At 62.5% G+C, this 12,476-nt stretch carries 6 protein-coding genes and 1 pseudogene; all 7 read right to left on the bottom strand.

Annotated features, from left to right (window positions below; all coding sequences use genetic code 11):
* Positions 1-4: 4 nt before the first annotated feature.
* Positions 5-1,561: a signal recognition particle protein gene (gene ffh / locus BJD99_RS18190; RefSeq protein ID WP_084348939.1), complete on the bottom strand. Its 1,557-nt coding sequence runs from the start codon at positions 1,559-1,561 to the stop codon at positions 5-7.
* Between the two features lie 136 nt (positions 1,562-1,697).
* Positions 1,698-2,513 carry a M23 family metallopeptidase gene (locus BJD99_RS18185; protein WP_084348588.1) on the bottom strand — a complete coding sequence of 272 codons (816 nt, stop codon included), beginning with the start codon at positions 2,511-2,513 and terminating at the stop codon, positions 1,698-1,700.
* 183 nt (positions 2,514-2,696) lie between these two features.
* On the bottom strand, positions 2,697-5,273 hold the full coding sequence (locus BJD99_RS18180; protein WP_084348938.1) for a [protein-PII] uridylyltransferase: 2,577 nt from the start codon (positions 5,271-5,273) through the stop codon (positions 2,697-2,699).
* A complete protein-coding gene (locus BJD99_RS18175) occupies positions 5,263-5,601 on the bottom strand; it encodes a P-II family nitrogen regulator (protein WP_019664269.1) in 339 nt (112 codons plus the stop codon). The genes BJD99_RS18180 and BJD99_RS18175 overlap by 11 nt, the downstream gene beginning before the upstream one ends.
* Before the next feature lie 74 nt (positions 5,602-5,675).
* Positions 5,676-6,935 carry an ammonium transporter gene (locus BJD99_RS18170; protein ID WP_179142436.1) on the bottom strand — a complete coding sequence of 420 codons (1,260 nt, stop codon included), beginning with the start codon at positions 6,933-6,935 and terminating at the stop codon, positions 5,676-5,678.
* A 282-nt stretch (positions 6,936-7,217) separates the two neighbouring features.
* Positions 7,218-8,636: a signal recognition particle-docking protein FtsY gene (ftsY, locus tag BJD99_RS18165; protein WP_084348586.1), complete on the bottom strand. Its 1,419-nt coding sequence runs from the start codon at positions 8,634-8,636 to the stop codon at positions 7,218-7,220.
* 232 nt (positions 8,637-8,868) lie between these two features.
* Positions 8,869-12,441, bottom strand: a pseudogene (gene smc, locus BJD99_RS18160) (chromosome segregation protein SMC); the annotation flags it as partial.
* Positions 12,442-12,476 lie beyond the last annotated feature (35 nt).

Below are 12,476 nucleotides of genomic sequence, written 5' to 3'. Positions count from 1 at the left end.
CGGTCTACTTCTTGGGCAGCTTCAGCTGGGACAGGTCGAGGCCTTCGAGGCCCGGCGGCATCTGATCGAGCCCCTTGGGCATACCGGATAGATCGGGCATACCGGCGGGCATGCCACCCGGCATCCCCGGGAAGCCACCACGGATCTTCGGCTGGGTTGGGCCACGAGCGCCCTTCTTACCTTTTTTGCCCTTCTTGCTGCGGACCTGCTTGCGTGCGCCCGGCATCCCCATGCGACCTGCCATGGCCGACATCATCTTGCGCGCTTCGAAGAAGCGGTCGACGAGTTGGTTGACGTCGGAAACCTTGACACCGGATCCGTTCGCGATACGCAGCCTGCGGGAGGCATTGATGATCTTCGGGTCGGTGCGCTCGAGTGGCGTCATGCCACGAATAATCGCTTGCACGCGATCGAGTTGCTTCTCGTCCACATTGGCCAGTTCCTTCATCTGGCCCGCACCGGGAAGCATGCCGAGCAAATTGCCGATCGGGCCCATTTTGCGAACGGCCATCATCTGTTCGAGGAAGTCGTCCAGCGTCAGCTGCCCCGACCCGATCTTGTTCGCGGTCGCTTCGGCCTGTTCCGCGTCGAAATGCTGCTCTGCCTGCTCGATGAGGCTGAGAACGTCACCCATTCCGAGAATCCGACTGGCCATCCGGTCGGGGTGGAACACGTCGAAGTCTTCGAGCTTCTCACCCGTTGAAGCGAACATGATCGGGGCGCCGGTCACCTCGCGCACACTCAGTGCAGCGCCGCCACGTGCATCACCGTCGAGCTTGGTCAGCACGACACCGGTGAAACCGACACCGTCACGGAAAGCTTGCGCCGTGCTCACGGCGTCCTGGCCGACCATCGCATCGAGGACGAACAGGGTTTCGTCCGGCTGGACCGCATCTCGGATGCCTGCGGCCTGATTCATCAGTTCGGTATCGATGCCGAGGCGGCCCGCCGTATCGACGATGACGATGTCGTACTGCTTGTTCCTGGCCTCGGCAACACCGGCGCGAGCAACCTCGACAGGATCGGCCGCCGAGACTCCCAGCGCGTTATCCCCGCCTCCGATGGACGTGCCAGGGTGCGGGGCGAACACTGCCGCGCCCGCGCGTTCTCCGACGATCTGAAGCTGACTGACGGCACCCGGCCGCTGCAGATCGCAGGCAACCAGAAGGGGCGTGTGCCCCTGATCCTTCAACCACTTGGCGAGCTTGCCGGCAAGTGTGGTCTTACCGGAGCCCTGCAGTCCTGCCAGCATGACGACGGTCGGAGGTGTCTTCGCGAAAGTCAGTCGGCGGGTCTCACCGCCGAGAATCCCGACGAGTTCTTCGTTGACGATCTTGACGACCTGCTGGGCAGGATTGAGCGCACCCGAAACCTCGGCACCCTTGGCTCGCGTCTTGATTCGCGTGATGAACTCGCGCACCACTGGAAGCGCCACGTCGGCTTCGAGCAGGGCAAGTCGAATTTCGCGGGCGGTGGCATCGATATCGGCAGGCGACAGACGCCCCTTGCCACGCAGGTCTTTGAGGGTCCCGGTCAACCTGTCGGAAAGGGATTCGAACACCGATTGCACTCCTGAGCCGATTGCGAATGGGGCCTGAACGTCGTGTAGAGCAGGCTCCACACTAGCGCCCGCTACTACCTCACGTTCTCGGCGAGGGTTCTACAGCGCTGCGCGCGCCGGAAAACGACCTTCGAGATCAGGCGTTGAGCGCCGGGTCGGTCCATGTGACCGCGACTCCACGCATGGAGAGCCACTCGGCGGGATCGACCTTCACGCCACTCGGATCGTGGACCTCGAAATGTAGGTGCGGGCCGCTGGATTCGCCGCGGTTACCCACCGTGGCGATCTGCTGACCTGCCGTCACATGCTGTCCGGGTGTCACCGAATAATCGTTGATGTGCCCGTAGACGGTCTCGGTACCGTCCTCGTGCAGCACCTTTACCCACAGGCCGAATCCGGAGGCCGGGCCCGCTGCGGTCACCTGGCCGTCGGTCGCGGCCAAAATCGGTGTTCCGATCGGAGCAGCGATATCGAGACCACCGTGGTGCGCGCCCCAACGTGACCCGAATTTCGATGTGAGAACACCTGATACAGGCTGGACGGCCCGCTCTTTGATGGGCTGGAGACCCCTGATCAAATCTTGGGCTGCGGCTCCGACGTCAGGAATTCCGAAGCCCTGCAGGTTGGACGTGTCCGGAAGCTGAAGACCTTGTGGGAGCGCAATGTTCTCCGGGAGCTCGATACCCGCCGGCAACTCGAAGCCTCCGGGGAGAAGATTCTGCGGAATCTCGAACGGCAACCCTGCCGTCGGAGCCTCCGGTGCAGGGGCAGCGGCGGCGGTACCCGCCCCCAATTGTGCAGCTCCCGCGACGATCGCGCCGGTAGCCAGAACGATCGTCGCGGCCCGCAGTCCGGCTTCGTTCTTCTCTACGTGTGCCCTGTGACGCCCGCGCGGTGCATCGATGTCCATCTCGATCGGAACGTACATGTTCGACCGCCGGTGGGATCCCACAGTTAATACCTCATCAGTCGTCGGCGTGCATGAATCTCGAGCGTCGTGAAACGACCGGAAGTCGTACTTTCGTTCGATGGCGTGAACATAACAAATTGATCTCGCCCGCACAGACCGTAACCGAATCTTTATGAAATATCACTACTCTCTGGAGGATTCGTCTCTGACCACCCGAACCAGCGTTCAGGTGCCCTCCGGCTTCACCGTCGGTTTCGGCGGTTCGGGGGCCGGAACGACCGCGAGTACCGCTCGCTCGATTTCTTCGCGAGTATCACGGCTGTCCGACCCTGCCAGATCGATGCAGAACGCATCGATGACCGACGTTCCCAGGGTCGTCACTCTCGCCCAGCGGACGTGTGCACCGCAGCGTTCGAGCGCGCTGGCCAGTCGACAAAGCAAGCCCAGCCGATCCTCGGCGCGCAATTCGAGGACCACCTGACCAGGCTCGGTTCCGTCGAACCACAGGACTCTCGGGGGTGCCTGCGCATACAGAACCGGAACTGCCGCATCGACTTCGCCGTCCAGGTTCACCGGCCGAGCATCACGTTCCTTCGCGTCGAGCATGCCGAGCAGATCGAGCTCACCGGACTGCGCGCGAATAATTTCTTGACGCAGCAGACCGGCCTGAGGCGGTGAGCCGAACAGTGGTGCGACCGCAAAAGAATTCACGGCAGTCCCCTCATGACTACCGAGCGAAGCCGACAGCACTCGCAAGGATTGCAGTGCCAAAACGCCGGCTGCGTCGGACAGCAAACCAGGATTGTCCGGAGCGATCACGGTGACCACGAACGTGTGCGAACCCTCGGTCGGCTGCAGATCGACGTGAACTCCTCCCTTCTCCGCCAAAGCGATGTGGGCGGGATCGAGCGGGTCAGCAGTCGGCAAGCTCTCCCCTGCCATGACCAAGCGACATCGCCGAACCAGTTCGCGGATGAGTGAGGCCTTCCAATCACCCCACACGCCAGGGCCGGTCGCCAACGAATCTGCTTCGGCGAGAGCGTGCAGCAGCTCCAGAAGGACAGTGTCCGATCCGAGGGTCTGCACCACCTTCTCCACGGTGGCTGGGTCGTCGAGGTCGCGACGAGTCGCTGTGTCCGGAAGCAGCAGGTGGTGGAGCACCATTTTCGACAGCAACGTGACGTCGGAAGGCCACAGCCCCAGCCGGTTCCCGATCTGTGTCGCGAGTTCAGCGCCGACCACACTGTGGTCTCCGCCCCTCCCCTTCCCGATGTCGTGGATCAAAGCTCCGAGGACGAGCAGGTCCGGTCGGGCCACACGTGTCGTCAAAGCACTTGCGTACGCAGCAGTTTCCACGAGATGCCGGTCGACCGTCCACGTGTGCACCGCATCGCGCGGCGGCAGATCACGAACGGCTCCCCATTCCGGAATCAGCCGACCCCACAGGCCGGTCCGATCCAGCGCCTCGATCGCGGCGATAGCTCGGCGTCCTGACCCCAGCAGCACCAACAGGTCGTTGAACGCTTCCTTCGGCCACGGTTCGCGTAACTCGGGTGCGCTTTCGGACAAGCGATTCAACGTCGAGGCCGACATCGGCATTGCCGTCTGCGCGGAGGCAGCGGCAACCCGCATTATCAGCCCGGGATCCTTGTTCGGACGAGCGTCACGCGCAAGTACTACTTCACCGCCATGTTCGACGACACCCTCGTCGAGCGGGCGCCGAACCGGAACCCGCCGGAGGCGTGACAATCCGCGCCGAGGCAGGGAATTGCCGGCGGTGCGAAGGCCGACATCCACCGAGTAGCTGATGGTGCGAGCCGAATCGCTGAGTACGCGAGCGAGATCGAATCTGTCGCCGATACGCAATGCCGCGCCGATCTCGTCGGCGTCCTGCGCACGAAGCTGATCGCGTGCTCGGCCTGCAACTCGGTGCAGTTCGGTCCGGACATCGAGCAAACGGCCATGTGCGAAGGCAAGTCCGCCGCCCGGCGACTCCGGCCCGAGCCCCGGCATACCGTCGGTGAGTTGTGCAATGGACAGCGCATCGAGTAGCTGAACGTCGCGCAACCCTCCACGGCCACTCTTCAGTTCGGGCTCGGCACGATGGGCGATCTCTCCGCTTCGGGCCCAACGAGACCGAGTTTGAATGATCAACTCTTCGAAGCGAGAACGGATATTCGTCCGCCACTCTCGTCGAACACCACCGATCAGCAAATTGCTCAATTCGACATCACCGGCAATGTGCCGCGCTTCGAGCATTCCGAGAGCAGCAGTCAGGTCCGACGCTGCAACCTGCAGAGCCTGCGGAACGGTACGGACGCTGTGATCGAGCTTGATGTGTGCGTCCCACAACGGATACCAGAGCTTGTCCGCCACATCGGCGACGAGTCCGGCCGGCATGTCGTCATGAAGAAGAATCAGATCGAGATCGGAATAGGGCAACATTTCGCGACGCGCCAGTCCACCCACCGCAACGATTGCGAATCCGGAATCCGGTTTGATACCGAGCTCGGCGCCCTTGGTGGTCAACCAGAACTCGTGCAGATCGACCAAAGCTTGTCGAAGCGAGGGCGCGTCGAGGCGACGGTTCCGGCTTCCGTCGTCGAGCAGCTGCTTTCTCGCTCGCGCCAGATCTGCGGCTGCGTCACTGGTGCTCTTGGACACGGTTCCGTTCGAGGCCATGCCCTTCGAGACCATGCCCTTCGAGACCATCGGGCCCTTCGAGACCGAAGGCCCCGACCCTGTAGCTTTCGCTCCAGAATCGGGGCCCCCTGCCCGCGACCCGTTGGGGTCAGAGCGCATCGGCGCCACGTTCACCGGTACGAACTCGGATGACCGAGTCGACCGGCGAAACCCATACCTTGCCGTCACCGATCTTGCCGGTACGTGCAGCTTCGACGATTACCTCCACGACCTTCTCCACTGCGGCGTCGTCGACGACGACCTCCACGCGTACCTTCGGAACGAAGTCGACGGAGTACTCGGCACCACGGTAGACCTCGGTGTGGCCCTTCTGACGTCCATAACCCTGGACTTCACTGACCGTCATGCCTAGCACGCCGGCTTGTTCGAGGCCTGTCTTGACGTCCTCCAAGGTGAACGGTTTGACGATTGCCGTGATCAGCTTCATTTGTGCTTCCCTTCACAAGCTCACGAATGCTCGGTTGTATTCGGAGCGACTTCTCGCCCCCTATCTTTACCCTGTCAAGCGAAGTCGTACGCAGTCTCAGCGTGCTCAGCTTCGTCGATACCCTTGGCTTCGCCTTCTTCCGACACGCGCCAGCCGAGTGGCTTGAGCGCAAACGCGATGATCGCGGTGATGACACCGGTGAAGATCACGGCAGAAAGAGCGATGACCGTCTGGACGACCAACTGCTTGTAGTCGCCACCGTAGAACAGCCCGGTCTCGGACGCGAAGAAGCCGATTCCGATGGTGCCCCACAGACCTGATACGAGGTGGACACCGACGACGTCGAGCGAGTCGTCGTAGCCGAACTTGAATTTGAGGCCGACGGCCAGAGCGGAGAGTACTCCGGCGATGACGCCGAGGAAGATCGATCCGATCGGGGTCAGGGCGCCCGCAGCGGGTGTGATGGCAACCAAGCCTGCGACGATGCCCGAAGCAGCACCGAGGCTGGTGGCATGGCCGTCACGGATACGTTCCACGACGAGCCAGCCGGCGATCGCGGCTGCCGCAGCAGTAGTGGTATTGACCCAGGCCAGACCCGCGAACCCGTCAGCAGCGAAAGCGGAGCCTGCGTTGAATCCGAACCAACCGAACCACAGCAGAGCCGCACCGAGCATGACGAACGGGAGATTGTGCGGCCGAAACGCAACTCGACCGAATCCTGCGCGCTTGCCGATGATGAGCGCCAGAATCAGACCGGCGATTCCCGCGTTGATGTGGACCACGGTGCCACCAGCGAAGTCGATCGGCGGGACAGCCGCAACGAGTCCGCCGTCGCCGTCGTCGGTCGTGCCGAAGATTTTCGCCGCGAAGCCGTCCTCCGAACCGGAGAGCAATCCGCCGCCCCACACCATGTGTGCGAGGGGGAAGTAAGCCAAGGTGACCCAGACGCCGGCGAACACCAGCCAGGTGCCGTACTTGACGCGTCCAGCGAGCGAACCGCTGATGAGTGCGACCGTGATGATCGCGAACGTCACCTGGAAGGCAATATCGATGACGTTCGGGTAGCCCCAGGCGCCGGCGAGGAAGTTTCCGTCCGCATCGGTGATCGAATCCTTCAAACCGAAGAACTCGAAGGGGTTCGCGAACACCCCGCCGATGTTCTCGGTTCCGTACGACATCGACCATCCCCATAGGACGTAGACGAGTGCGACGACGAACATTGCCCCGAAAGACATCATCATCATGTTGAGTACGGACTTCTGCTGCGACATACCACCATAGAAAAACGCCAGACCTGGCGTCATCAGCAGCACCAACGATGCTGCTGTCAGCATCCAGGCAGCATTGCCGGAGTTGGCCAACAATTCCTCGGGACTCACGTACACCCTCCTTCTCGTGCGCACCGGATGGTGCACCGTCTGAGAGAAGAGTGGTTTCACGAAGTTTCATCCATGACACTCTGGTGTTTCACTCGTGTGAACGGATGGACCAGAATTGTTGCAATAACATTTCGTGCAGGCGTTTCGTAGTTTTCATCGAATTCCGAGAAACCGAAAATTCGGCCGACTACTTACCGCCCGACGCACTCCGGACTCAGATCGACCGAGCCGATCCGGTCAGCCGAGCAACGCGTCGACGAAGGCCTCGGGCTCGAAAGGTGCCAAATCGTCGGCGCCCTCCCCGAGTCCGACGAGCTTGACCGGCACTCCGAGTTCACGCTGCACCTGGAAGACGATGCCACCTTTGGCAGTACCGTCGAGCTTGGTCAATACCACCCCGGTGATGTTCACTACCTCGGCGAATACGCGTGCCTGCATCAGACCGTTCTGCCCCACGGTCGCATCCAGCACCAGCAACACGTCGTCGACGTGCGCTCGCTTCTCGATTACCCGCTTGACCTTGCCGAGTTCGTCCATCAATCCGGACTTCGTATGGAGACGTCCGGCGGTGTCGACAAGAACGACATCGACCCCCTGTTCGATACCTCGACTCACTGCGTCGAAGGCAACGGCAGCCGGATCGGCGCCGTCTTTGCCGCGAACGACGTCGGCACCCACACGCTCGCCCCACGTCTGCAATTGGTCCGCCGCAGCGGCGCGGAACGTATCCGCGGCACCCAACAGGACCCGACGCCCGTCCGCAACGAGCACGCGGGCCAACTTGCCTGTCGTGGTCGTCTTGCCGGTCCCGTTCACACCGACGACAAGTAGAACAGCGGGAGTGCCCTCATGCGGCAGCGCTCTGATCGACCGATCGAACTCCGGGTGCAACTGCTTGATGAGGATTTCGCGCAGCAACGCTCTGGCGTCGGCCTCGGTGCGGATGCTGCGCGACGCCATCTGCTCGCGCAGCGAGGTCATGATCTCGTTGGTCGTGGACGAACCGAGGTCAGCGATCAGCAGTGTGTCCTCGACTTCTTCCCACGAATCCTCATCGAGGTCGCCACCGCCGAGGATGCCCAACAAGCTCTTACCGATCGCGGACTGCGAACGAGAGAGTCGACCGCGGAGGCGATCCAGCCGCCCATCGGTAGGAGCAATCTCGTCGAGAATCGGCGCGGCGGATTCCGAATCGGAATCCAGAGCAGGCGCCGGCTCGGGCTCCGGGGACGGCTCAGGTTCCGGAGACGGCTGAGGCTCCAAAGACGGCTCGGGCTCTGCCGACGGCTCAGGTTCCAGAAAAGGCTCTGGCTCCAGAGAAGGCTCAGGTTCCAGAGAAGGCTGGGGCTCCAGAGAAGGCTGGGGCTCCGGGGAAGGCTGAGGCTCCGGCGCGGCCACAGGCTTGGGCTCGGGTAGAGGCTCAGGCAGGGGTTTCGGCGCAAGATCCGGCTCTGCAACCGCGCTTCCCTGGCTGAACGAGAATCCGCCACCGGCCTTGTATCCACCCGACTTGTCTTTCTCGCCCTCCTCGATCTTCGGTGTCTCCGAAGAGGTAAGCGATATTCGCCGACGACGCGACACCACGAGCCCGACTACGAGCCCCACGGCCAGGATGGCCAGAACGGCCGCGACGATGATCCATGCTTCGCTACTCACGCGTCCATCCTGTCAGGAGCGTCTTCGCCACCCAACCGGCACCCTGGCGGGCAAGTGCACAGCACATCACTCGAACTCAGTTCGAGGACTCAGAGCCTTCCGGCACAGAAACTTCGGCTGCAGGCACGGAATTTTCACGGACACGGTCATCTGGGACCGGTGCCCCGAGGAGATCCGACTCGCTGACATCGGGGGCCGTCACGCTGCCGATCGTCTCGACTCGGTTGCGGTTGAGGCGTTGCGAAATCACCGTCGTGATGCCGTCGCCGCGCATCGATACTCCGTACAGTGCGTCGGCAACCTCCATCGTCGGCTTCTGGTGGGTGATGACGATCAGCTGCGACTTCTCGCGAAGTTGCTCGAACAAGCCGATCAGACGTCGGAGGTTCGTGTCGTCCAGTGCCGCTTCGACCTCGTCCATCACGTAGAACGGAGACGGTCGCGCTCGAAAAATAGCCACCAGCATCGCTACGGCGGTCAAGGACTTCTCGCCGCCGGACAGCAGGGACAGTCGCTTGACCTTCTTTCCTGGTGGGCGTGCTTCGACCTCGATACCTGTGGTGAGCATGTTCCCTGGTTCGGTGAGGATCAGTCTTCCCTCTCCCCCTGGGAACAACTTGGCGAACACCTGGGTGAACTCACGTTCGACGTCGTACCACGCTTCGGTGAAGACCTGCAGGATTCTCTCGTCGACATCGGCGACCACCTCGAGCAGATCCTTGCGGGCGGACTTGACGTCCTCCAGTTGTGTGGAGAGGAAGTTGTATCGCTCTTCGAGCGCAGCGAATTCTTCGAGTGCGAGGGGATTCACCTTTCCGAGGGTCGCCAAGTCCCGTTCGGCACGCTTCGCCCGCTTTTCCTGAGACCCCCGGTCGAACGGTATCGGGGCGGGTGCCACCACCTGTTCTCCACGTTCCTTGGCGGCCTCGTACTCACTCATCTCGAGTTCCGTCGGTGGCAGGCTCACCTCCGGTCCATATTCGGCGATCAGGTCGTCGAGTCCGATGCCGTGCTGTTCGAGGATAGTCGCCTCGAGCTGCTCGATTCTGAGTGCAGCCTGCGCGCGAGCAATTTCATCGCGGTGGACTGCGTCGGTGATCGACGCGAGCTGGGCTTGGAGAGCTCGAACCTGTTCTTTGACCCGGTCCAATTCAGTTGCAGCGGTGGCACGCTGGGCAGCAAGCTCGTCACGACGAGCGGCAGCGGCAGCGACGACGCCGGCGAGCCGTTCGGCTACGCGATCACCGGCGGACGCAACCGCTTGCGCGACCGCTGCAGCGTGTCGACGCCCTATCAACTCCCGTTCGGCCCGTGCTCGAGCCTCACGTTCGGCGCGGGCAGCTCGACGCATCGAGTCCGCGCGACCCCGGACGGACTGCGCCCGCTCCTCGGCTGTCCGGACATTCAGACGTGCGTCGACCTCGACCGATCGAACCTCGGACAATGCGGCGGCAGCCATCTCACGCGCCATGATCGATTCACCCGAATCGGATCCACTGTCGGTCCCGGCCTGCTCGTCCTCGGCCAACCGGAGCCGCTCCTCGAGCTCCGCCAACGCAGTCAGAGCCTCTTCCCGACCGGTTTCTGCTCGATTTCGTTGCTCGGTCAAGCGCGAGGATTCTGCGTGTGCCGATCGCGCCAGCTGACCGAGGCGACCTAGCTGCTCGTACACCGCTGCAATCGCAGCATCGGACTCGTTGAGCGCGGCCAGCGCTTGTTCGGCGGATTCACGGCGATCGGATTGCTCGGCGAGAGCTCCGGACAGTGCAGCCTCGAGCTCGGCCGAATGTCGTTCTGCGGCAGCAAGTTCGACTGTCGAGGTATCGATCGCCGACTGCACCTCGATGGTGCTCGGCCGCCTGTCCGAGCCGCCCGTCACCCATCCTGTGTCGAGAAGATCCCCGGCCTTCGTCACTGCCCTGAGTCCAGGTGACGACTGCACCAATGCCGCGGCGTCGTCGAGAGATTCGACTACTACGATGCCGTCGAGCAACGCACTCATCGAACCGGAAAGCGCATCGGGGAACTGAATCACATCGAGCGCCCACCACGCGCCATGCGGCAACTGGACGGTGCGAAGATTCGCGGAAGGCGTGACATCACCGAAGACGACAGCTGCACGTCCACCGTCCGCATCGCGCAGTGCCAGAACGGCATCGAGTGCGCTCGTCAACGATTCGGCGTGAGCGGCATCGGCTACGGGGCCCAATGCCACCGCCACCGCCACCTCGAAGCCCGTTTCCACGCTGATGCGGTCGGAAAGTAAACCGGACAGTCCAGGCTGAGAGTTCTCGATGAGCCAACTGGCTCCGTCCTTGCGTTCGAGTCCCATCTTCAACGCTTCTATTCGAGCCTGATACGAGGCAACCTTTTTCCCCGCAACACGGTCCTCGTTCTGCAGTTCGGTCACGCGCGCGTCCGCACTTCGGAGCGCCATCACGGCTCGTTCGTACTGCGTGTCGAGACTCAATTCACTGGCGTCGAGCCCGCTTATCTGGTCCTGGACGCTCTCGAACTCCATCTGCGCAATGTCTCCGCGCTCACGAGCCTCGTCGATCGCCACGGACAGCCGAGCAACCTCTGCATCGGTGGAATCGGCCTTGGTTCGGTAGGTGTCGACCTGCCCGGAAAGCCGGGCGAATCCTTCTCGGCGATCGGCGACCGCACGCACCGCAGCCATATGAGCGCGTTCGGCCTCGGACGCCGCAGCCTCACGTTCGGCCAGCTGTTCGCGTGCAGCCTCGAGAGACTCGCGTGCGATCTCGACGGCCTCGACGAGTTCCAATTCTTCTTCGGCGACACGATCCGCCTGAGCTTCGAGTTCGTCCGGGTCCTGACCACGGCCCGTCGACGAAGCCGAATCGAGATGACGTGCACGCTCTTTCGCGATTCGGATGGTGGCGTTGACTCGTTCGGCGAGTGCGGACAACTGAAACCAGATTTGCCCGGCGGCCTCCGCGCTCGGAGTCAACCGTGCAACCGACTGTTCGAGCTCTCCGAGTGCGACATTGCCTGCCTCGAGCGTGTCCTGAACAGTCGCGTACTGTTCGCGGGCGGCAGCTTCGTCCTGAGTCTGGTTGGCAAACTCTGCACGTCGGCCGACCAAGTCGTCGGCCGCGATACGCAGCCGGGCGTCGCGAAGATCCGCTTGGACCGTCTGCGCGCGACGAGCGACTTCGGCTTGACGACCGAGAGGCTTGAGTTGACGTCGAAGCTCGGTGGTCAGGTCGGTCAGTCGAGCCAGGTTCGCCTGCATGGCGTCGAGCTTGCGGACCGCCTTCTCTCTGCGTTTACGGTGTTTGAGAACGCCCGCAGCCTCTTCGATGAACGCCCGTCGATCTTCCGGCCTGGATTCGAGGATCGCAGCGAGCCGCCCCTGCCCGACGATGACGTGCATTTCGCGTCCGATGCCGGAGTCGCTCAGCAATTCCTGAACGTCCATCAGTCGACACGAGGCTCCGTTGATCTCGTATTCGCCTGCCCCATCACGAAACATTCGCCTGGTGATCGACACCTCGGAGTAGTCGATGGGCAACGCTCCGTCGGAGTTGTCGATCGTGAGCGTCACTTCCGCACGCCCCAGCGGTGCACGTCCCGACGTGCCCGCAAAGATGACATCTTCCATCTTGCCGCCACGTAGAGCCTTCGCTCCCTGCTCCCCCATCACCCAGGTGAGAGCGTCCACGACGTTGGACTTCCCCGACCCATTGGGCCCGACGACGCAGGTAATACCTGGCTCGAAACGAAGAGTCGTCGCCGAAGCAAAGGACTTGAAGCCCTTGAGCGTCAGACTCTTGAGATGCATGGCGCTTCAGAGTACCGGGTGTACCTCACCTGCGC

The organism is Rhodococcus sp. 1163 (assembly GCF_002091985.1).
Classification (GTDB): domain Bacteria; phylum Actinomycetota; class Actinomycetes; order Mycobacteriales; family Mycobacteriaceae; genus Rhodococcoides.
Note: the sequence above shows the minus strand (reverse complement) of the source record. Positions and strands in the feature narration are given on the sequence as shown.

Bases quoted from the DNA above. Each gene is read 5' to 3' on its own strand.
- BJD99_RS18180 (WP_084348938.1), bottom strand. From the start codon at position 5,273: ATGCGCTCTGACCCCAACGGGTCGCGGGCAGGGGGCCCCGATTCTGGA.
- BJD99_RS18175 (WP_019664269.1), bottom strand. From the start codon at position 5,601: ATGAAGCTGATCACGGCAATCGTCAAACCGTTCACCTTGGAGGACGTC.
- BJD99_RS18170 (WP_179142436.1), bottom strand. From the start codon at position 6,935: ATGCTGACAGCAGCATCGTTGGTGCTGCTGATGACGCCAGGTCTGGCG.